Here is a 19,786-nt window from a genome sequence, read left to right as displayed (position 1 = left end):
CGGTCATGACGAGCGTCGCGCAGGTCACGTCGTACTCCCGGCCGGCAGTCCGGGCCCTGATCGTCGCGCAGCTCGCGACCCTTGGCGCGTTCGTCGCCGTGCTGCTGCTCTACGTCGGTCGGATGACGACCGCCGGCGTCGGCCCGGCCGAGATGCTGACCGGCGCGTACGACCCGAAGGACATGATCCCGTTCGGGATGGCTGGGCTGAACCCGTTCCTCTGGCTCTACGCAGTGGTCGGGATGCTCTACGTGGTGGGTGCGGTGCTCGCGCTGCCGTTGGCGATCGTCGCTGTGGCGCTGGCCGCCCGGGCGCGTGAGGCCCTACCCCGGGCGACCCGGTCACTGCTGCTGGTCGGTGCGGTAGGCGGTCTGCTGGTGCTGGTGGCCCGTTTCACCCCGCCGCTGCTGGACATGCACCGGTGGTGGCTGGACTGACCTCGGCCGGGCCGCACCGGCCGACAAGCTGACCCGGCCGGGCCGCACCGGCAGACGGCCAACCTGGCCTCACAGGCCGCCGGGGAGCCGCCCGGGTGCGAGCCGGTGCTCCGGATCCAGGTGCTGCTTCGCGGCCCGCAACTGGGCCAGGCCGGCCAGTTCGCCCCAGAGGTCGACCGCCTGGCGGACCGCCGCCGGAGCGGAGACCACCACGCAACGGCCATGCCGGGCCAGCAGCACCCCTCGGACGGCGGCCAGGATGGACGCCACCCGGTCGGCTGCCAACGCCCCGGGCAGTGCCGCATGAACCACGCCCAGCCCGGCGGAGCCGCGCACCGGCACCGGCGCTCCGGCAGCGTCGCGTAGCGCGTAGACGGCGGCGTGCAGGTCGCCGATCGGGACTTCCAGGCGCAGCGCCGTGTCACCGGGCGCGAACGGGTAGCGGCGCCACCACGTCGGCGCGGAGTGGGCGATCGTCGCCTCCCCGTGCAGCAGGCCGACCAGCCGCTCGGCACGCTCGCCGACGTCGGCGGGGCCGCCTTCCAGCAGCACCACCAGGCTGCCGGCCCGGGACGGGGCGCCGGCCCGGCCGGACATCGACGGATGACGCTCGCGGGCGGTGGCCGCCGGGTGACCGGGCGGGTACGGCGTACGTGGGCGGGGGGTGCCTCCGGGCAGGTCCAGCTCGATGGCCGACGGCTCCAGCCGAGCGGCGAGGATCGTCTGGACCAGGTCGTGCACCTCCAACGGCGTCCACACCGGGCGGGACACCCAGAGCCTGCTCGCCGGCACCGGCTGCACCCGCAGGCTCGCCGACACCAGCACGCCGAGCGCGCCCTGGGAGCCGCAGAGCAGGCGGGCCAGGTCGAGGCCGGGCGCGCCACCGCCGACGCTGATCAGCTCGCCGTCGGCGGCGAGGTAACGCACACCGAGCAGTTGGTCGCAGGGGCTGCCGTGGCGGTGGCGCAGCGGACCGGACTCGCCGGCGGCGAGCACGCCGCCCAGTGTCGCGCCCGGTGAGGGGGCGTCCATCGCGAGCCGCTGCCCGGTGCGCTCCAGGGTGGCCTGCACCGCCCGCAGTGGAGTGCCGGCACCCACGTCGGTCACCAGCGAGTCGACCGGCTCGTGACCGATGCCGGCGAGCCGGCCGGTGTCGAGCAGGATGTCGACCTGAACGGGGGCCGCACCCCAGTCGATCTTCGTGCCCGCACCTCGGGGCACCACCGCCAGATCGTGCACGGCGGCCAGCCGCAGCACCTCGGCGGCGGCGTGCGGGCCGCCCGGGACGGCCACCCAGCGCGCCGGTCGCCCGGCCACCTCGTCGGCCGGCCCGGCCAGCCGGGAGAACGGTGGACCGCAGATCGCCGCCAGCCGCCGGGTGATCTCGAGGGCTCCGGACCGGCCGAGGGAACTCGCTGCTGCCGCCATGCGGGCCATCGTACATGTGTTCGAAAGCCGTGGTGGCGAGTATCGGGATGCCGCTGGTCCGGCGCGCTGCGGCTGCCGGCCGGTAACGTGGCCGCCGTGACCACCGAGACTGCCCCGCCCGCGGCGAAGCGGGTGCCCAGCGAGCGCACCCACCACGGCGACACAGTCGTCGACGAGTACGCCTGGCTCGCCGCCAAGGACGACCCGGCGACGATCGCCTACCTGACCGCCGAGAACGAGTACACCGACGCGCGTACGGCACACCTGGCCGACCTGCGCGCCAACCTGTTCGAGGAGACTCGCCGACGCACCCAGGAGACCGACCTGTCCGTGCCGACCCGCAAGGGCGGGCACTGGTACTACACCCGGACGGTCGAGGGGCAGCAGTACGGAGTGCAGTGCCGCCGGGCGGTCCGCGACGGTGAGACCGACCCGCCGGTCAGCGCCGACGGCGCCCCGCTCGACGGCGAGGAGGTGCTGCTCGACGGCAACCTGCTGGCCGAGGGGCACGACTTCTTCTCACTCGGCGCGTTCGACGTCAGCCCGGACGGTCGCTGGCTGGCCTACTCCACCGACTTCTCCGGCGACGAGCGATTCACCCTGCGGGTGAAGGACCTGACCACCGGCGAGTTGCTCCCGGACGAGGTGCCGGACACGTTCTACGGCACCGCCTGGTCGTCGGACGCCTCCGTGTTGTTCTACGTGACAGTGGACGACGCCTGGCGGCCGAACCGGGTCTGGCGGCACACCATCGGCTCGGCGGCCGCCGACGACGTGGTGGTCCACCAGGAGGACGACGAGCGGTTCTGGGTGGGGGTGGAGCTGACCCGGTCGGAGAAGTTCATCCTCATCGACGTGCACAGCAAGGTGACCAGCGAGGTGCTGGTGATCCCCGCCGGCAACCCGACCGGCGCGCCGGCCGTGATCGCCCCCCGCCGACAGGGCGTCGAATACACCGTGGAGCACCACGGCCACCGCTTCCTGATCCTGCACAACGACGGCGCCGAGGACTTCGCGCTGGCGTTCACCTCGGCGGACGTACCGGGCGACTGGGTGCCGTTGATCGAGCACACCCCCGGCACCCGGCTGGAGGCCGTCGACGCCTTCGCCAACCACCTGGTGGTGTCGCTGCGCACCGACGGGCTCACCGGGCTGCGGGTGCTGCCGGTGGGCAGTGACGACGGGTACGACATCGACTTTCCCGAGCCGCTGTACAGCGTCGGGTTGGACGCCAACCCGGAGTACCGCACCGGCCAGGTCAGGTTGCGCTACTCCTCACTGATCACCCCCGACTCGGTGTACGACTACGACCTGGTCACCCGGCAGATGGTGCTGCTGAAGCAGAAGCCGGTGCTGCCCGGGCCGGACGGGCGACCGTACGACCCGGCCGAGTACGAGCAGCACCGCGACTGGGCGCTCGCCGACGACGGCACCCGGGTGCCGATCTCACTGGTCTGCCGCGTGGGCACCCCCCGGGACGGCTCGGCACCCTGCGAGCTGTACGGCTACGGCTCGTACGAGGCGAGCATGGACCCGTGGTTCTCGGTGGCCCGACTGTCCCTGCTGGACCGGGGCGTGGTCTTCGCTGTGGCGCACACCCGGGGCGGCGGTGAGCTGGGCCGACGGTGGTACGACCAGGGCAAGCTGCTGGCCAAGAAGAACACCTTCACCGACTTCGTGGCGTGCGCCCAGCACCTGGTCAAGGCCGGCTGGACGGCAAGCGACCGGCTGGTCGCCCGGGGCGCCTCGGCCGGTGGCCTGCTGATGGGCGCGGTGGCCAACCTCGCGCCGGACGCGTTCACCGGGATCGTGGCGCAGGTGCCGTTCGTGGACGCGCTCACCTCGATCCTCGACCCGTCGCTGCCGCTGACGGTCACCGAGTGGGAGGAGTGGGGCAACCCCCTCGACGACCCCGAGGTGTACGCGTACATGAAGTCCTACACGCCGTATGAGAACGTGGCCGCCGTGGACTACCCCGCGATCCTCGCGGTGACCAGCCTCAACGACACCCGGGTGCTCTACTCGGAGCCGGCGAAGTGGATCGCCCGGCTGCGGGCTGTCGCCCCGGGCGGCGACTACCTGTTGAAGACCGAGATGGGTGCCGGGCACGGTGGCCCTAGCGGTCGCTACGACTCGTGGCGCGAGGAGGCGTTCATCAACGCCTGGGTCCTGGACCGCATCGGCCACGCCTGACCCGTGGGACGGCATGATCGCGCTCGGTGGTGGGGTGGTCCCCTCGGCGGCTCGGGGAGACCACTGCTTCCATGATCGGGCGCGATCATGGCCGGGTCGCACATGCGCGGCCTGGCCTTTTCGGGTCGCGGCGGATGTCGCGGCCTAGACTTCCGGGGTGACCCCGGCCTCGGATAGTGACGGTGGAGCCGCCGAGGACGTCCGCCGACCGAGCGTGGCGGCGGTGGCACGGGACCGCCGGGTCTGGCTGATCCTCGCGGTGGTCGCCGGCCTGGTGGTCTGCTGTTGTTCGGCAGTGGTCGGCACCCTGATCGCACTCTCCTCCGGCCTGCTCGCCGCCTGAGCCGGCCGGTGGGGGCACAGTGGTTCAGGTCGTGCGCAGCTCGTCCAGGGCGGTGCTGGCGCGCAGGAAGAGCAGGCCGACACCGATCGTCAGCAGCACCGCTGCCAACGCGCCGGCACCGAGCCACGCCAGGTGTTCCAGGGGTACGGCGGGGACCCGCCTGACCTCGGGTAGTCGGACGAACTGGATGTACTGCCCACGGGTGGCCGGGTCGGCACAGAGCGCCTCCGTGCCGGTGCAGATCTCCGTCGACGATTCACCCCGCACGGCTCCGGGAAAGAGCCCACGACCGAGCAGCGTGCCCACGGCGAGCGCGAGCAGGATCGCCGGCACGGCCGGCGCCAACGCCTGCCAGGCCACCGAACGGCTCAGCGTGGCGCGCGGCACCCCGGTGGCGACCAACGCGGCGTACGCGCGTCGACGGGCGACGATCCCCTCGACCAGCGCGACGATCAACCCGCCCGCCGCGATCAGGATGGCCACCGCGACAGCGGCGTCGACCAGGTCCATGGTGTCCAGGTAGAACGAATCGGGACGCTCGTCCACGCCGGCGAGCAGGTTCTGCTCACGGTCGAGCTGGTCCTGAGTGGCGAACTGGGCGCGCAACGCGGCCGCACCGGCACCGAAGATCAGCGCGGCGAGCAACGCCGCGAACGTGCGGCTGCCCGCCCACGGGTCGGCCATCAGCCGGCCCGCCGCGAGCAGTGCCGGAGCACGGCGGGCGTGCCGTCGCAACAACCGGCCGCAGTGGTACGAGATCCAGCCGGTGCCGATCACCACCCCGATCATCGCCGCGAACGCACCCGCCGCGAACAGCAGCGGCACCAACCAGGCCAGCCCTCCGGTGTCGTCCACCGAGTTCACCGCGGGACGGATCAGCGCGAACGAGGCCACGCCGAAGCCGATCAGGAGTCCGGCCCACGGACCCGGACCACGCTCGCGGGCGGCCTTGCGGCTGACCCCGAGCGGGCTGGTGGTGACCGTACGCAGCATCAGGGCGGCGGCCAGCGCCGCCACGACCGGCAGACCGAGCACCACGCCGGCCAGCGCGCCGGTCGACGGCAGCACGTCGGTGGGTAGGGCCAGTTGGCCCTGCGCGTCCGGGCGGTGCAGCAGATCGCGGCCGACCAGATAGACACCCAGCCCGACGAGCGTGCCGAGCAGAGCAGCCACGCCCGTCTCCAGAACGACCAACCGGGTGACCTGCCCGGGAGTGGCGCCGGCCAACCGGAGCGCGGCCAACCGGCGATCCCGTGCCGGCGCGCCGAGCCGGGCGCACTGGCCGGCCAGCGCCAGCACCGGGATCATCAGCATCAGCACCGCGATCGCCGTGCCGCCGCGCAACCCGGGCTGCGCCAGCAGAGCGTTGTGGTACTGCTCCGACCACCTGTTCTGGTTCTCGTCCGTCGCCGCCGGGGTGGGGATGGCCAACACGGTGAGCGCCGTCAGCCCGGCCACTGTCGCCAGCAGGGCGCTGAGCGCGGTGAGCACCACCCGGGCGGTGTCGGTGCGGGTGCCGGCGAGCGCGAGTCGGAGCAGCGTCGCCGGTCTCACCGGGCACCGCCGGCCAGCGGCACGTCAAGCCCCAGGCCGGTGTGGTCCACCAGGCCGTCCCGCAGCACGATCTCCCTGTCCGCGTACGCGGCGATCCGCGGCTCGTGGGTGACCAGCACGACGGCGGTGCGCTGCTCGCGGGCAAGCCGGACCAACTGGGTGAGGACCTGCTCGCCGGCGAGCGTGTCCAGTGCGCCGGTGGGCTCGTCGGCGAAGAGCGCCCGAGGCTCGGTCACCAGCGCCCGCGCCGTTGCGCAGCGCTGCTGCTGGCCCCCGGACATCTCACCCGGCCGAACATCGGCCAGCTCGGCCACCCCGAACCGTTCCAGCCAGGTGAACGCCGCCGCCCGTGCCTCTCGCCGCCCCGTGCCGGCGAGGAGCAGGGGCAGGGCGACGTTCTCGGCGGCGGTCAGCTCGGCCACCAACTGACCGAACTGGAACAGCACCCCGAACTCGGTGCGCCGCAGCCGGGACCGGGCCGCCTCCGACCAGGTGTCGATGCGGTGCCCACGCCAGGTGACCTCGCCGGCGTCCGGCCGGAGAATCCCGGCCAGGCAGTGCAGCAGTGTCGACTTGCCGCAGCCGCTCGGCCCGGTCACGGCGACGATCTCGCCCTCGGCCACGTCGAGCGTCACGCCGCGCAGTGCGGGCGTCGGGCCGTACGCCCGAACCACGCCGCGAGCCTGGAGTTGCGTCACGGATGCACCTCCCGGTGCCAGTCGGCGACCCGGCCCAGGGTGGCGTGCAGCCACCGCAGATCCGCGTCGAGGTGGGCGATCGCGAAATCGGCAGCGACCACATCGCTGAGGGTGGCGGCCTGATCGGCCTTGACCGCTGTCAACTCCCGCAGCCGCGCGGTGTGCGCGGCCCGCTGGGCGATCAGGTACGAACGGGCCCGGTCGACATCGGCGACCAGGAGCGCCACCACGACCTTGGCGAAGAGTGTGCTGGCCACGTACGGCATGGGTGCTTCCACAGTGGACAACCACTGGTCCAGCGTGACCCGCCCCTGGTCGGTCAGCGCGTACGCGGTGCGATCTGGCCCGCCCACCCGGTCCTGGGCGGCGGCAGCCACCAGCCCGTCGCGTTCGAGTCGACCGAGAGTGGCGTAGACCTGCCCGAAGGCCAGCGGTCGAGCCCGCGGCAGCCGCTCGTCGTGCGCACGCTTCAGCTCATACCCGTGCCGGCTGCCCCCTGCGAGCAACCCGAGCAGGACATGCGGCGTAGACACCCAGCCAACTATTCACCCAGCGAATACCCAAGTCAACAGCCCACCCCCGCCCCCGCCCCAACCCCAACCCCGCCCCCACCCCGCCCCCACCTGGTTGATCAAGAGGTTTGCGTCACCAACGCGCCGGAATCTGACGCAAACCTCTTGATCACCCAGGGGGGCGGAAGGCCTTGGGGGTGGGGGTGGGGGTGGGGGCCGGAGGGGTGGGGGTTAGGGGGTTTTGGGCCAGGTGGGGGTGCGGCCGGTTTGGGTCAGGAGGTGGGCCAGGTCGTGGGCCAGATTGGGGGGCAGGTTGGGGGTGGGGTTGGGGAGCAGGTTGGGGGTTGGGGTGGGTAGGGGGTCGGCGAAGACGCCCATCTTGCGGGCGGTGGGACCCAACTGCTCCACCAGCTCGTGCAGCCGCGCCACCACCTCCGGGACCGGGTGGTACTCCTGGCCGGTGGCCACCGCGAGATCCCAGCCGTGCACTGTCAGGTCCAGCAGGGCCATGCCGCCGATGACGGGCTGCGGCATCCCCATGCCCGGCGACACGCCCTCCAAGGTGGACGGATCCGACCAGGCGGTCACCAACCGGCCGGTCTCCACCTCGAAGCGATCTCGCCAGCCGTCGCCCAGGTGGTCGGGCTTCTCGGCCCACTCCACCTGCCGCTTCTCGGCCAGGTCCTGAAAGTTGACCACCACCTGGAAGAGGTGGTTGAGCAGATCACGGACCAGGTAATCGCTGCACGGGGTGGGCAGGTCCAGCTGGTCGTCGGAGACACCCCGTACGACATCGACGGTTCGCGGCGCGGCGGCCGCCAGCAGCTCGCTAGTCTGAGTGGACATAGGGCCAGCGTATGAGGGTGGTCTTGAACAAATGCGACAGCGACCGCGTGGCGACAGCCGGGGCATTCTCGACCCCGGGCGTCTGCTGCGCGAGATGCGCTTCCGCCGACACCTACCGGCGGAGTCGCTGCGACAGTGGGTCGAGCACTACTGGTTGATCGACTGGGCGTTGAGCGCGCCGTTCGAACAGCGGGTCGTGCCGCACCCGGCGGTGAACGTGGTGTTCCGACGGGACGACGACGGGCCCGAGTCCGGCGAGGTGGCCGGGGTGGGCCGCGACCTGTTCCGGATCACGCTCAACGGCACCGGCCGGGTGTGCGGGGTGCAGTTCCGCCCCGGCGGCTTCCACCCGTTCTGGCGGCGCGCGGTCAGTGAGCTGACCGGCCGTAGGGTGCCGCTGCCCACCGGCCGGCTGAGCCTCCCGGACGTCCCGGTGAGCGCCGGCACGCCTCCGGGAGCGCCCACCTCGGCGGCCGGCGACGACGAGCGCTGCCGGGCGCTGGACACCCTCCTCACCGCCTGGCAGCCGAAGCCGGACCCGATGGCCGAGGAGGCCGTCCGACTGGCCGAGGCGATCCGCAAGGACCGGACGGTGCTGCGCGTCGACGACTTCGCCGCGCGCCACGACGTTCCGGTCCGCCGGTTGCAGCGGCTCTTCCTGGAGTACGTGGGGGTCGGGCCGAAGTGGGTGATCCGCCGCTACCGACTCCAGGAGGCGGTCGAACAGGCCGCCGGTGGCCCGCTGAGCTGGGCTGACCTCGCCGCCGACCTCGGCTACAGCGACCAGGCCCACCTGGTCCGTGACTTCACCGCCGTGGCCGGGGTGTCCCCCGCCGCGTACGCCCGCTCAGTTGGCTGAGGAGAGCTGACAGATCAGCGACGCCGCAGGACGACAACGGCGACGTCGTCCTGGATCTCCGGTGGGGCCAGTTCCACGAGCAGTCGGGCGCAGAACCGGTCCAGGTCACCGTCGACAGTCGCGGCGACGCTGGCCAGGGCGGCGAGCCCTTCGTCGATGGTGGCGTCCCGCCGCTCGATCAGCCCGTCGGTGTAGAAGACCAGAGTGGCGCCGGCCGGCACCACGAACTCCAGGTCGTCCGGGCGCGGGGCGCGGACGCCGAGCAGCGGAGCGGAGTGCTGCACGAACTCGACCTTGCCGTCGATGATCATCAGCGGCGGAAGGTGCCCGGCACTGGCCAACCGGACCCGTCCGGTCGGCGGGTGCATCAGCAGTACGCAGAGCGTCGCCAGCTCGTTCGGCAGCAGGGTCCGCATCAGCTCGTTGACCCGGTGCAGGATCTCGCCGGGCTGGTGGCCCTCGACCGCGTACGCCCGCACCGCGTGCCGCAGCTCGGCCATCACTGTCGCCGCGTGCAGTGAGTGGCCGGCGACGTCCCCGATCGCGAGCAGCAGGTGCCCGTCGAGCATCACCAGCTCGTAGAAGTCGCCGCCCACCTCGGTCTGCGCGCTGGCCGGCTCGTAGCGCACCGCGAGGTCCAGGCCAGCCACTGTGGGCAGCCCACGCGGGAGCAGGCTGCGTTGGAGGGTGACAGCGATCCGGTGCTCCTCGTCGAACGAGCGCTGCCCCTCCACGGCCGCCGCCACCGCCTGAGCCAACTGCTTGAGCACCGGGGTCCGTGCGGTCTGGGTGGCGGTCGGGACCACCACGTACAGCGGGGCCCGGTCCTCGCGCAGTCGGGCGGCGGCGACTGTCACCGTGTCGTCCGCCGGCCAGTCGACGAGCGCCCAGTTCGCTGGGGTCTCCACCCGGACCGTGGCACCGGTGGGCACACCGGTGTCGTCGACGACCCAGGGCACCACGGCGGCCACCGCGCCGGGACCGGCGCAGACACCCGCGAGGCAGTCGCCGTCGAAGGTTTCGGCGATCACCGCGGCCGGGCTCTTGAAGATCTGCGCGGCGCCCTCGGCTGCGGCCTCCAGCAGGCGCGCGAAGGTCGGCGCCGCGTGCACAGCGACTGTCGTGTCGGCCAACCCGAGCAGCCGCTCGGCGAGCAGTTCGGCGCGCTGGCGGGCCTGGTAGTAGCGCAGCACCGCCCGGGTGGTGGCGATCAGCTCCTCGGGCTCGATCGGCTCGGTCAGGTACGCGTCGGCACCCCGGGTCAGCCCCTGGGCGCGGTCGGCCACGTCCACTGCGTGCGCCGACACGTGGATCACCGGCATCGCCGGGTGCCGCGCCTTGATCTGTTCGCAGACCTCGTAGCCGCTCAGGTCGGGCAGCCGGACGTCGAGGACCACCAGGTCGATCCGGTCCACCTCGACCCGAGCCAACGCCTCGGCGCCGTTCTCGGCCTCCAGCACCGTGAACCCGGAACGGGTCAACCAGCTGACCAGCAGGTAACGCTTGGTACGACTGTCATCGACCACCAGGATGGTTGTCGGCATGCCGTCCACGCCGTCACGCCCCGCCGACGGGTAGGGAGACGGTGAATGTGCTGCCTTCGCCGGCCGCGCTGGTCAGCTCCAGTGACCCGCCGAGCAGCGTCACCAACCGCCGGGCGTACGGCAGACCGAGGCCGGTGCCGCCGACCCGGGTGGCACCGGGGATCTGGTAGAACTCCTCGAAGATCCGGTCGTGCAGCTCGGGAGCGATGCCCGGCCCGGTGTCGCGGACCTCGAACTGCCAACGGTCGCCGTGTTGGCTGGCCCGCAGGCGCACCTCGCCGCGCTCGGTGAACTTCAACCCGTTGTGCAGCAGGTTGCGCAGCACCTGGCCGAGCAGCACCTCGTCGGTGCGCAGCAGGGCCGGCGCGGCCGGCTCCTCCACTACCAACTCCACCTCGGGGCGGCTGGCTAGCGCGCGCAGCGTGCCGCGCAGTTGACCGAAGACCGGCCGCAGGTCGACCTCGGCCAGCTCCGGCTCGATCCGGCCGGACTCCGCCTTGGCCAGGTCGAGGAGTTCGTTTACCAGGTTGAGCAGGTCCGCCGCCGACGAGCGGATCAGTTCGATCTGGCGGCCCTGCTCGTCGGTGAGCGGGTCGGAGGCGGAGTCGGTGAGCAGCCGCCCCAGGCCGATGATCGCGGTGACCGGGGCGCGCAGCTCATGGCTCACATTGGCCAGGAACCGGCTCTTCGACTCACTGGCCGCACGGAGTTGGGCCGACTTCTCGTCCAGCTCGGCGTAGAGGGCGACGACGCCACGGTTGGTCTCCTCCAACTCCTCGGTGAGCTGGTTGTAGAGCGCCAGCACGCCGCGGTTGGTCTCGGCCAGCTCCTCGTTCAGCACGGCCAGCTCGTCGCGCTGACTGCGTACCTCGTCGAGTGCGGCGATGAGCTGCCCGTTCTGCACTGTCAACTCGTCCAGCGCACTGGACGGCGCGGTGCGGCCGAGTTCGGTACGGAACTCGGCCAGCCGCTCCGGGGTCGGCGTCGGCGCGTTGGCCGGGACTCGTCGGGACATCCGTACGACCGTAACCCCCTCGACGGTCGACACGCTCAGTGTGTCGACCAGTCGGGACACCGCGCCGGACTGCGGTTGGTAGCGATCGTCGGGCAGCGGGGACACCGGGGCCAGGTCGGCGCGCAGGTGGAAACGGCCGTCGGCACCCGCGTCGACGTGGAAGGAGACATCGGCACCGCCGACTGTCCGCAGCAGATCCCGGGCGACCTCGCTGAGCGCGGTGGCGATCCGCACCTGGTCCTGGTGTTCGAGGCCGACCACAGCGGCCACCTCGCGCCCCCGCTGACGGATCACGAAGATGTCCTGCTCGACCCGCAGCGCCATCTGGAGCAGCGGCAGCGCTGCCGGCTCTCCGCTCACGCCCACGACCTCGCGACCAGTACGCAGGCGTCGTCACGTCGTACACCGGCGTCCCGGAGCAGGGTCGCCGCCATGATCAGCGGGGATCGCTCCGCCAGGCCCGGGTAGTCGGTCATCCGCCACCGGTCGACCACCCCGTCGCTGTGCATCACCAGCCGGGCGCCGGGACCGAACGGGTAGTCGTACTCCCGGATCGTCGGCCGTTGGTGGCCGGCGATGCCGGGCAGCGACACCAGCCCTCGACGGCGGCCGTCACCCTCGACGACCACGCCGGCGATGTTGCCCAGGCCGGCGTAGTGCAGCACGCCGGCCTCCGGCATCAGCTCGCCGACGGCGAGCGCGGCGCCCCGGGTGTGCGACATGCTCCGGTGCAGGTGACCGACCACCATCGCCGGTGGGCCGGCCGGGGCGTCGCGGAACGCGGCCAGCGCCGCCTCGGTGGCGGCTCCGGCCAGCGGGCCGTGCCCCAACCCATCGCTCACCAGCACCTGGTGCCGCCCGTCGACGACCCGCACGGCGTAGCCGTCGCCGCTGATCGTCTCGCCGGTCAGCGGTCGGGTGAGAGCGCCGGCCCAGGACGGCCGAGCCGGCTCGGCCGGCCAGACCTGCACGGCGAGGACGGTGCCTCGGCCCGGCAGCGAGTATCCGTCGAACCAGCTGGCCTGCCGGACGATGGCGCCCAGACCGATGCCGAGTGTGCCGGTGGTGGAGTGCCCGTCCTGGGACGAGACGGTCAGGTCGGCCATGCCGGGCCCGGAGTCGATTGCCACCAACTCCACCCCGGCCTGCCCGGCGCGGCGTACCGGCCGGAGCAGCAGGACACCGTCGTCGGCGTGCTTGACCAGGTTGCTGGTCAGCTCGGCGGCGACGATGGCCAGGTCGGCGATGCGCGCCTCGCCCATCTCCACCTGCGCGCCGAGACGTTCGGCGGCACGCCGGACGGCACTCGCCGCGCTGCTGGCCTCCACCCGGAACCAGATGCCACTGTCGGTGACCGCGTCGGCGTTCACCTGGACCACTTGGTGACCGTGATCCGCGTACCGGTCTCCGCTGACGTCTCGATCTCGAACTCGTCGACCAGGCGTCGTGATCCACTGAGCCCGAGGCCGAGGCCACCGCCGCTGGTGTAGCCGTCGGTCATCGCCAGGTTCAGGTCGGCGATGCCCGGCCCGGAGTCGGCGAACACGATCTGCACGCCCTTGCGTCGGCCGTTGTCCACGACAGTCACCTCGACCGAACCGCCGCCGCCGTACACCAGGGTGTTGCGGGCCAACTCGCTCGCAGCGGTGACCACCTTGGTCTGGTCGACGAGGGACAGCTTGCTGGCCACCGCCACGGCGCGGACCAGCTGCCGGACGCGCACCACGTCCTCATCGCTGCGGACCGACTGCGCCTGTGGCTGGCCCAGGTCGATGCCCGCGGTCACGGCGTGGCCGTCTCGGCGTCCGGATCGTCGTCGAGCTGGTAGTCGAGCTCGTCGGCGTGGGCCGCCGCGATCAGCTCCATGCCACGCTCCACGTTCAGCGCGGTACGGATGCCGTTCAGCGACAGCCCGAGTTCGACAAGGGTGATGGCGACGGCCGGACGCATCCCGACCACCACCGTCTCCGCGTCCAGCACCTTGGAGATCGACGCGATGGTGGAGAGCATTCGCCCGACGAAGGAGTCGACGATGTCCAGTGCCGTGATGTCGATGATGACGCCGTGGCAGCCGGTCGCGACGATGCGCTCGGCCAGGTCCTCCTGGAGCTGGACCGCCGTCTGGTCGGACATGTCGAGCTGAATCGAGACGAGCAGGATGTCCCCGATCTTGAGGATCGGCACCCTCTCCATCAGGCGTCCCGGCGCGGCTGGCGGCGGGCGGTCTCCACCCCGTTGAGCCGCAGCACGTGGCGCAGCGCGTCGGCGAGGCTCGCCTTGGTGGCGATGTCGCCGAACTCGATGCCGAGCGCCACGATGGTCTGCGCGATCTGCGGACGGATGCCGGAGATGATGCAGTCGGCGCCCATCAGCCGGGCAGCCACAACGGTCTTCAGGATGTGCTGGGCGACCTGGGTGTCCACCGCCGGCACGCCGGTGATGTCGATGATCGCGTACGGCGAGCTGGTGTCGACAAGGGTCTGGAGCAGCCGCTCCATGACGACCTGGGCCCGGGCCGAGTCGAGGGTGCCGACCAGCGGCACGGCGACGACGCCCTCCCAGAGCTTGACCACCGGCGTGGAGAGCTCGAGCAACTGCTCGGCCTGGTCGGCGATCAGGCTCTCCCGGGTGCGGACGAAGCTCTCGAACGTGAACAGGCCCATCTCGTCGACCAGCTTCGAGAAGGCGACGAAGTCCTGGAGCGCGTTCGGGCCGCCGGCCTCCTGCACCAGCTCGGCCAGCACGTCCTTCAGCGCGAAGATGCTGATCGTGGTCTCGGTGGCGGAGAAACCCTGCCGGGCCCGGCCACGGGACAGCTCGGAGAGCGCGGCGCGCAGCTCGGCAGCGCCGTCGGCGGCCAGGTCGATGGTGCCCTGCTGGCCGGTGGCGACGATGGCACGGTGCAGGTCCTGGACCTGTCGGCGCAGCTCCGCCTGGCTCAGCCGGCCTCGCAACGAACTGGTGACGATCTCGGTCCACCGAGTCGTGACCCGTTCGTCCTGCCCGCTCAGCAGCGCGGCGAGCCGACCACTTTCTTCGGTGCTCAACGCCATTTCGAACCCCCTTGACCTGGACCGGGCGGACTCTATCACCGGGGTCTGATCAACTACTTGCCCCGTAGCAACGGAATGACGATGGCCACCGGATCACGGCTCCCGTTCTACCTCTGACCATGGTCGTGGGATACCGTTCCCCCGATAACAGGAGGTCTGGCGAATGTCGTTGACGGTGCACACGGAACAACGCGGCGACGTGGTCGTCGTGGCGGTCGCGGGCGAGCTTGACATGGCCACCGCACCGCAGCTTCAGGACCAGATCACCGACCTGCTCGACAAGGGCCGCAACCGGCTGGTGTTCGACCTGGCAGACGTCTCGTTCTGCGACTCGACCGGTCTGTCGGTCTTCGTCCGCGCCAAGAACAGCTGCGACGAGGCTGGCGGCGTGGTCCGGCTGGCCGCCCCGCAGCGCGGCGTGCTGCGCATCCTCGAGGTGAGCGGGCTGGTCGAGGTGCTGCACACCTACCCGACGGTGGATGAGGCAGTCGCCGGCGAACCGACGCCAGCTTCCTCCTGACCGTCAGCGTGCGTCACTCGTCCTCGACGTAACGAGGACGAGCGATCACCATGCCCGCCGTCGTCTGCACGGCCAGGGCGCCCAGCAGGAACCCGATCGGCGCGGTCCAGCCGCCGGTGGCCTCGTAGAGGATGCCGACCATCAGCGGGCCGAGGGCGGCGATCACGTACCCGGTGCTCTGCGCGAACGCGGAGAGCGCGACAGTGCCCTCGGCGGTTCGGGCGCGAAGGCCGATGGCGGTCAGGATCATCGGGAACGCGCCCTGACCGATCGCCAGCAGGGCGACCCAGAGCAGCGCGGCACCGTGCGGTGCGAACGCCAACCCCAGGTAGGCCAGCGCCGACGCGGTGGTCAGCCCGAGCACCAGCGGTCGCAGGCTGCCGAGCCGACCGGCCAGGGTGGGCATCAGCAGCGCGATCGGCACGCCGAGCGCGGTCACCCCGGCGAGCAGCAGCCCAGCCGACTCCGGCTGGTAACCGGCGTCGCGGAACAGTTGGGCCAGCCAGCCCATGATCGCGTACCCACTGAGCGACTGCGCCCCGAAGTAGACGGCCATCGCCCAGCCGAGCCGGGTCCGCGCCGGCCGGACCCGCACCGGCGTGGCGACGACCGCCGTCGGGGTCGCCCGCCGCGCCGCGGCGCGGGTCCGCAGTGCCAGCGGCACCCACGGGAGTACGGCCACCGCTGCCATCGCGGCCCAGACGCCGAGCCCGGCCCGCCACGACCCGAAGGCGTGCGCGATCGGCACCGCGGAGGCGGCGGCCACAGTCGTGCCCACTGTCAACGCCATCGTGTACGCCCCGGTGACCAGGCCGGTGCGGTGCGGGAAGTGCTGCTTGACCAGCATCGGCAGCAGGATGTTGGCGACCGCGATGCCGGACAGCGCCAGCGCGCTGGTGAGTACGAAGATCAAGGCCGAGTCGGTGACGACCCGGAGTACCTGGCCCACGGCGAGGGCGAACATGGCGACCACCAGCACCCGGGCCGGTGCCACCCGGCGGACCAGCCACGGGGTGAGCGCGCCGAGGCCGGCGAACGCGATGGTCGGCAGGGTGGTGACCAGGCCGGCGGTGACGCCGGACAGGCCCAGCCCGTCGCGGACCTCGTCGAGCAGCGCCCCGAGGCTCGTCACCACTGCGCGCAGGTTGAGCGCGACCAGCAGCATCCCGACCAGCACCAGCGCGCCACCGGTCGCCGGGTGCGTCCGCCGGCCGGTGCCGGGGTCCCGCGTCGGGCGAGGGTCGACGGCGACGGGGGCGGGCAGCGGCGGAGCGGCGGTTGGTGGCGGGGTCATGACCTCTAACCTACAATCATGGGATGAATTTGGGACCGGTGATGTAACCAGTGCCACCGTCTGTTGATTTCCCCTCCGCGCCGCTGGCGCCCCCCAGCGGCCAGCCAGCCGTGCCGCCCCACAGCCAGCCAGCCGTGCCGCCTCGCGGCCACCGGGTCCGGCAGACCACCGAGCAGCTCCGCGCCCGGATCCTGGGCGGCGAATGGCCCGTCGGCGGGCGCATCCCCACCGAGCCACAACTGGTCGCCGCGCTGGGCGTCGGGCGCAACACGGTCCGCGAGGCGGTCCGCGCCCTGGTGCACGCCGGGGTGCTGGAGTGCCGGCAGGGCTCCGGCACCTACGTGGTGTCCACCGACGAACTGGCACCGGTGGTCGCCCGCCGACTCGGCGACGACCGGATGACCGAGGTCATCGAGGTACGCCGCGCCTTCGAGGTGGAGGCCGCTCGGCTCGCCGCGTTGCGTCGTACCCCGGAGGACCTGGCGGCGCTCGACGGCGCGCTCGCCCAGCGCGAGGCCGCCTGGCACGGCGGCCGGGTCGACGCGTTCGTCGAGGCCGACGCGGCACTGCACACGGCGGTGGTCGCCGCCGCGCACAACGCCATGCTCGCCGAGCTGTACGCCTCGGTGGGCACCGCCCTGCGCAGCACTGTCGCCCAGGCCATGGGCGGGGAGCTCACCCCCGAGCGCTACGTCGATCACACCCGACTGGTCGAGGCCATCCGGGCCGGCGATCCCGGCCGGGCGGCGCTCGAAGCCGGCGCTTTTCTGGAACCCGCCGAACGGGCATAGGTTGTGCCCGACAGAAAAGCGGACACCTCGGGAGTACGAATGCTCAAGGGCTTCAAAGACTTCATCATGCGCGGCAACGTCGTCGACCTGGCGGTCGGCATCGTGATCGGCGCCGCGTTCACGGGCGTGGTCACCCAGCTCACCAAGTCGTTCCTCGAACCACTGATCAAGGCACTCGGCGGGGGCACCGGCCTGTCGGCCGGGAGGTGGGAGATCACCAAGGGCAACTACATGGACTGGGCGGGGTTCATCAACGCCCTGATCACCTTCCTGCTCACCGCGGCGGTGCTCTACTTCTTCGTGGTGTTCCCGATGAACAAGCTGGCCGAGCGCCGCAAGCGGGGCGAGGAGCCGCCGCCCTCGGCGCCGAGCGAGGAGGTCAAGCTGCTCACCGAGATCCGGGACGCCCTGGTCTCCGCCGGCCACACCACCCCCGGCCAGCAGCGTGGGGCGCTGGACGACGTGCTGGGCCGCCGCCCTGAGCCGCCGACGCAGCGCTGACCCGAACGGATGCACATCGGCCCCTGCGGGATTCCCGCAGGGGCCGCACCTTCTCGTACGTGTGTTCGATAGAGTCCCGCCATGGAGCAGCGAAAGCACTGGTGGAACGGGAAGTGGGGGCGGCTGGCCCGGCGGGACGTCTTCCTGCGGGTGGACGCCGACCGGTGGCACGTCGAGCAGCGGGCCGGCGGCGCCGAGGGCATCTCCCGTTTCTACGAGTACGGCAGTGCGGACGAGGCCGAGGACACCGTCCGGGCGCTGCTCGATGGCCCGGACACCTGGCGGGAGCTGTCCCCCCGCCCGCCCGGCGGCTGGACCCTCCCGAACGGCTGAGTGGGCGGGTGCAGCAGACAGTGCGGGGGCCCTTCGTCCGCCACCGTGGCTCCGCCTCCCGGTGGCGGTACTGCTCTTTACGGTGATGACTCTGAGGCATATTGATGCCACACAGTCATCACGCTCTCCGGCCCATCGCCTCGAACCACTGCCACTACCCCATCGGCGAGCGGGCCAAGCGACGCGCGCCAGCGAAGCGGCGACGCCTGCGAGCGACGGCGTTTAGCGGCGCGCCGCCCTGGGAACCGCAGCGGGATGGACCAGCAGGACGAGCAGCAGGCGACCATCTCGCGGATCACCACCGGGATGCCGGTGATCGACTCAGCTGGCACGGAGGTCGGCACCGTGGACCTCGTCCAGCGGGGTGACCCGAACGCGGTGACAGTCCAGACACCGACCGCCGACCCGGGCAGCAGCTTGGACGAGCTGATCGAGGCGACCGCGGTCGAGGAGCCGGACGTTCCGGCCGATCTGGCGGCGCGGCTGCTGCACAGCGGCTATCTGAAGGTCTCGACCGACCTGACCCGCACCGGCGCGGTCTACGTACCGGCCGACCGGATCGGGTCGGTGGCCGACGGCCGGGTGTTGCTGGCCGTCGGGGTGGCCGACCTGCCGCCCGAGGAGTGACCCAGCCGCCCTTCCCGCGCGGCGGGGGTGGGCTGGTCCGGCCCGGCAGGGGCGGGTTGGCGGCGGTGGAAGAGCAGCAGCATCAGGCAGCCCGCGACCAGGCCCCAGAACGCGCCGCCCACGCCGATCAGCGTCACCCCGGACGCGGTCACCACGAAGGTGACCACGGCTGCCTCCCGGGTTGCCGGGTCGGTCACCGCCGAGGCGAGCGCGGTGGCGAGGGCTCCCAGTAGCGCCAGCCCGGCGACCGCCTCGATGAGGATCGGTGGGGCGACCGCCACCAGCGTGGTGGCCACGCCAGCGCCGAGGCCGAGCACGGCCAGCCCAGCGCCTGCGGTGACCGAGGCGATCCATCGGCGCTCCGGGTCGGGGTGCGCGTCGGGACCGGCGGCCAGCGCGGCGGTGATCGCCGCGAGGTTCACCGCGTGCCCGCCGGCCGGGGCGGCGAGCAGACTGGCCAGGCCGGTGGTCCGCAGCGCGGCGCCGAACGGCGGCCGGTAGCCGTAGCCGACCAGCACGGCCATGCCGGGTACGTTCTGCGCGGCCATGGTGACCAGGAACAGCGGCAGGGCCAGACCGACCAGTGCTGACGCGTTCCAGGCCGGCGCGGTCAGCGTGACCGACGGGATCAGCGCGGCACCGGTCAGGCCGGTCGGCGGTGCGGTCAGTGCGATCGCCGCCACGGCCACCACCAGCGCACCTGGCACTGCCCAGCGTCGGGCGAACCGGTGCAGCAGCAGCCAACCGACCACCACCGATCCGGCCACCACCGGCAGCTCGACCAGCGCGCGGACCGGGGCGGTGCACAGCGGCAGCAGCACCCCGGCGAGCATCGCGCCGGCCACCGGCTTGGGGATGGCGGCCACCGCACGGCCGAGCGGTGGGAACAACCCGGCCGCGACGATCAGCACACCGGAGACGAGGAAGGCGCCCACCGCCACCGGCCATCCGCCCGGCGGCGGCCCGGTCGCCACCAGCAGCGCCGCGCCCGGAGTGGACCAGGCCACGCTCATCGGTATCCGGTACCGCAAGCCCAGCCAGGCGGCGGCGAGCCCACTCGCCACGCAGAGAGCGAGCAGACCGGAGGCGGCCTGCGCGTCCGACGCGCCCGCCGCTCGGAGCCCGGCCAGCACGACTGTGAACGAGCTGGCGAAGCCGACCAGCGCGGTCACCACCCCCGCCAGCACCGGTTGCACGCGTCCGGACACCCCACCCTCCCGACTGTTCCGTTTACGGAA

At 72.2% G+C, this 19,786-nt stretch carries 22 protein-coding genes; 9 read left to right on the top strand and 13 right to left on the bottom strand.

Features of this window, described 5'->3' with window-relative positions; all coding sequences use genetic code 11:
* Positions 1–5: 5 nt before the first annotated feature.
* Complete coding sequence (locus tag OHB44_RS02445; protein WP_238683218.1) at positions 6–437, top strand: hypothetical protein; 432 nt, start codon at positions 6–8, stop codon at positions 435–437.
* A gap of 69 nt (positions 438–506) precedes the next feature.
* Here the strand turns inward: OHB44_RS02445 and OHB44_RS02440 are convergent, their stop codons facing one another.
* Complete coding sequence (locus OHB44_RS02440) at positions 507–1,865, bottom strand: FAD-binding oxidoreductase (protein WP_330439511.1); 1,359 nt, start codon at positions 1,863–1,865, stop codon at positions 507–509.
* Positions 1,866–1,961: 96 nt separating this feature from the next.
* On the opposite strand from OHB44_RS02440, the gene OHB44_RS02435 reads away from it, so the two are divergent.
* Together OHB44_RS02435 and OHB44_RS02430 are read left to right on the top strand one after the other, a co-directional pair.
* On the top strand, positions 1,962–4,058 hold the full coding sequence (locus OHB44_RS02435) for a S9 family peptidase (RefSeq protein ID WP_330439510.1): 2,097 nt from the start codon (positions 1,962–1,964) through the stop codon (positions 4,056–4,058).
* A 157-nt stretch (positions 4,059–4,215) separates the two neighbouring features.
* Entirely contained in the window at positions 4,216–4,401 is a 186-nt protein-coding gene (locus OHB44_RS02430) for a hypothetical protein (protein ID WP_266303978.1), read from the top strand.
* 24 nt (positions 4,402–4,425) lie between these two features.
* On the opposite strand, the gene OHB44_RS02425 is transcribed toward OHB44_RS02430, so the two are convergent.
* The 4 genes from OHB44_RS02425 to OHB44_RS02410 all read right to left on the bottom strand — a co-directional run bounded on the left by OHB44_RS02425 (position 4,426) and on the right by OHB44_RS02410 (position 8,011).
* Complete coding sequence (locus OHB44_RS02425; RefSeq protein WP_330439509.1) at positions 4,426–5,955, bottom strand: FtsX-like permease family protein; 1,530 nt, start codon at positions 5,953–5,955, stop codon at positions 4,426–4,428.
* Positions 5,952–6,653 (bottom strand): ABC transporter ATP-binding protein, encoded by a 702-nt coding sequence (locus tag OHB44_RS02420; RefSeq protein WP_330439508.1) that lies wholly within the window; start codon positions 6,651–6,653, stop codon positions 5,952–5,954. The genes OHB44_RS02425 and OHB44_RS02420 overlap by 4 nt, the downstream gene beginning before the upstream one ends.
* On the bottom strand, positions 6,650–7,186 hold the full coding sequence (locus tag OHB44_RS02415; RefSeq protein ID WP_238683212.1) for a PadR family transcriptional regulator: 537 nt from the start codon (positions 7,184–7,186) through the stop codon (positions 6,650–6,652). The genes OHB44_RS02420 and OHB44_RS02415 overlap by 4 nt, the downstream gene beginning before the upstream one ends.
* Before the next feature lie 210 nt (positions 7,187–7,396).
* Positions 7,397–8,011 (bottom strand): TIGR03086 family metal-binding protein, encoded by a 615-nt coding sequence (locus OHB44_RS02410; protein WP_330439507.1) that lies wholly within the window; start codon positions 8,009–8,011, stop codon positions 7,397–7,399.
* Between the two features lie 31 nt (positions 8,012–8,042).
* On the opposite strand from OHB44_RS02410, the gene OHB44_RS02405 reads away from it, so the two are divergent.
* The gene (locus OHB44_RS02405) at positions 8,043–8,870 is read left to right on the top strand and encodes an AraC family transcriptional regulator (protein ID WP_330439506.1); all 828 of its coding nucleotides are present in this window, start codon (positions 8,043–8,045) and stop codon (positions 8,868–8,870) included.
* Between the two features lie 14 nt (positions 8,871–8,884).
* On the opposite strand, the gene OHB44_RS02400 is transcribed toward OHB44_RS02405, so the two are convergent.
* From OHB44_RS02400 to OHB44_RS02375, 6 genes are read right to left on the bottom strand one after another with little or no spacing between them, the layout of a single operon-like run.
* Entirely contained in the window at positions 8,885–10,414 is a 1,530-nt protein-coding gene (locus tag OHB44_RS02400) for a SpoIIE family protein phosphatase (RefSeq protein ID WP_266303983.1), read from the bottom strand.
* A 13-nt stretch (positions 10,415–10,427) separates the two neighbouring features.
* Complete coding sequence (locus OHB44_RS02395; RefSeq protein ID WP_330441173.1) at positions 10,428–11,753, bottom strand: sensor histidine kinase; 1,326 nt, start codon at positions 11,751–11,753, stop codon at positions 10,428–10,430.
* Between the two features lie 32 nt (positions 11,754–11,785).
* Positions 11,786–12,799, bottom strand: coding sequence for a SpoIIE family protein phosphatase (locus OHB44_RS02390; RefSeq protein WP_238683252.1), 1,014 nt, complete (start codon positions 12,797–12,799; stop codon positions 11,786–11,788).
* Positions 12,796–13,215 (bottom strand): anti-sigma regulatory factor, encoded by a 420-nt coding sequence (locus OHB44_RS02385; RefSeq protein ID WP_238683209.1) that lies wholly within the window; start codon positions 13,213–13,215, stop codon positions 12,796–12,798. The genes OHB44_RS02390 and OHB44_RS02385 overlap by 4 nt, the downstream gene beginning before the upstream one ends.
* Positions 13,212–13,622 (bottom strand): STAS domain-containing protein, encoded by a 411-nt coding sequence (locus OHB44_RS02380; RefSeq protein WP_112586344.1) that lies wholly within the window; start codon positions 13,620–13,622, stop codon positions 13,212–13,214. Before OHB44_RS02380 ends, OHB44_RS02385 begins: the two co-directional genes overlap by 4 nt.
* On the bottom strand, positions 13,622–14,482 hold the full coding sequence (locus OHB44_RS02375; protein ID WP_330439505.1) for an STAS domain-containing protein: 861 nt from the start codon (positions 14,480–14,482) through the stop codon (positions 13,622–13,624). The genes OHB44_RS02380 and OHB44_RS02375 overlap by 1 nt, the downstream gene beginning before the upstream one ends.
* 163 nt (positions 14,483–14,645) lie before the next feature.
* Here OHB44_RS02375 and OHB44_RS02370 point away from each other — a divergent pair, with 163 nt between their 5' ends.
* Positions 14,646–15,002, top strand: a complete 357-nt coding sequence (locus tag OHB44_RS02370) for an STAS domain-containing protein (protein WP_030332365.1) — start codon at positions 14,646–14,648, stop codon at positions 15,000–15,002.
* Positions 15,003–15,015: 13 nt separating this feature from the next.
* Here OHB44_RS02370 and OHB44_RS02365 read toward each other — a convergent pair whose 3' ends face one another.
* Positions 15,016–16,296, bottom strand: coding sequence for an MFS transporter (locus tag OHB44_RS02365; RefSeq protein WP_442932649.1), 1,281 nt, complete (start codon positions 16,294–16,296; stop codon positions 15,016–15,018).
* A gap of 110 nt (positions 16,297–16,406) precedes the next feature.
* Here OHB44_RS02365 and OHB44_RS02360 point away from each other — a divergent pair, with 110 nt between their 5' ends.
* The 4 genes from OHB44_RS02360 to OHB44_RS02345 all read left to right on the top strand — a co-directional run bounded on the left by OHB44_RS02360 (position 16,407) and on the right by OHB44_RS02345 (position 18,548).
* Positions 16,407–17,087, top strand: coding sequence for a FadR/GntR family transcriptional regulator (locus OHB44_RS02360; protein WP_210786897.1), 681 nt, complete (start codon positions 16,407–16,409; stop codon positions 17,085–17,087).
* Positions 17,088–17,126: 39 nt separating this feature from the next.
* A complete protein-coding gene (gene mscL, locus OHB44_RS02355; protein ID WP_238689216.1) occupies positions 17,127–17,588 on the top strand; it encodes a large conductance mechanosensitive channel protein MscL in 462 nt (153 codons plus the stop codon).
* A gap of 81 nt (positions 17,589–17,669) precedes the next feature.
* The gene (locus tag OHB44_RS02350) at positions 17,670–17,921 is read left to right on the top strand and encodes a hypothetical protein (protein WP_238678688.1); all 252 of its coding nucleotides are present in this window, start codon (positions 17,670–17,672) and stop codon (positions 17,919–17,921) included.
* 255 nt (positions 17,922–18,176) lie between these two features.
* Positions 18,177–18,548 carry a hypothetical protein gene (locus tag OHB44_RS02345; RefSeq protein ID WP_091395802.1) on the top strand — a complete coding sequence of 124 codons (372 nt, stop codon included), beginning with the start codon at positions 18,177–18,179 and terminating at the stop codon, positions 18,546–18,548.
* On the opposite strand, the gene OHB44_RS02340 is transcribed toward OHB44_RS02345, so the two are convergent.
* Entirely contained in the window at positions 18,461–19,756 is a 1,296-nt protein-coding gene (locus OHB44_RS02340) for a benzoate/H(+) symporter BenE family transporter (RefSeq protein ID WP_330439504.1), read from the bottom strand. The two genes, OHB44_RS02345 and OHB44_RS02340, sit on opposite strands and share 88 nt — an antisense overlap.
* Positions 19,757–19,786 lie beyond the last annotated feature (30 nt).

The sequence above is a fragment of the Micromonospora sp. NBC_00821 genome (assembly GCF_036347035.1).
Taxonomy (GTDB): domain Bacteria; phylum Actinomycetota; class Actinomycetes; order Mycobacteriales; family Micromonosporaceae; genus Micromonospora; species Micromonospora hortensis.
The sequence above is the reverse complement of the archived record's forward strand: the minus strand, read 5'-3'. Positions and strand labels throughout refer to the sequence as shown.

Excerpts from the sequence above, each read along its gene's own strand:
- OHB44_RS02380 (WP_112586344.1), bottom strand. The coding sequence starts at position 13,622 with ATGGAGAGGGTGCCGATCCTCAAGATCGGGGACATCCTGCTCGTCTCG.
- OHB44_RS02375 (WP_330439505.1), bottom strand. The coding sequence starts at position 14,482 with ATGGCGTTGAGCACCGAAGAAAGTGGTCGGCTCGCCGCGCTGCTGAGC.
- OHB44_RS02405 (WP_330439506.1), top strand. The coding sequence starts at position 8,043 with ATGCGACAGCGACCGCGTGGCGACAGCCGGGGCATTCTCGACCCCGGG.
- OHB44_RS02410 (WP_330439507.1), bottom strand. The coding sequence starts at position 8,011 with ATGTCCACTCAGACTAGCGAGCTGCTGGCGGCCGCCGCGCCGCGAACC.
- OHB44_RS02350 (WP_238678688.1), top strand. The coding sequence starts at position 17,670 with ATGGAGCAGCGAAAGCACTGGTGGAACGGGAAGTGGGGGCGGCTGGCC.
- mscL (WP_238689216.1), top strand. The coding sequence starts at position 17,127 with ATGCTCAAGGGCTTCAAAGACTTCATCATGCGCGGCAACGTCGTCGAC.
- OHB44_RS02445 (WP_238683218.1), top strand. The coding sequence starts at position 6 with ATGACGAGCGTCGCGCAGGTCACGTCGTACTCCCGGCCGGCAGTCCGG.
- OHB44_RS02440 (WP_330439511.1), bottom strand. The coding sequence starts at position 1,865 with ATGGCGGCAGCAGCGAGTTCCCTCGGCCGGTCCGGAGCCCTCGAGATC.
- OHB44_RS02395 (WP_330441173.1), bottom strand. The coding sequence starts at position 11,753 with ATGGCGCTGCGGGTCGAGCAGGACATCTTCGTGATCCGTCAGCGGGGG.
- OHB44_RS02345 (WP_091395802.1), top strand. The coding sequence starts at position 18,177 with ATGGACCAGCAGGACGAGCAGCAGGCGACCATCTCGCGGATCACCACC.
- OHB44_RS02365 (WP_442932649.1), bottom strand. The coding sequence starts at position 16,296 with ATGACCCCGCCACCAACCGCCGCTCCGCCGCTGCCCGCCCCCGTCGCC.
- OHB44_RS02370 (WP_030332365.1), top strand. The coding sequence starts at position 14,646 with ATGTCGTTGACGGTGCACACGGAACAACGCGGCGACGTGGTCGTCGTG.
- OHB44_RS02400 (WP_266303983.1), bottom strand. The coding sequence starts at position 10,414 with ATGCCGACAACCATCCTGGTGGTCGATGACAGTCGTACCAAGCGTTAC.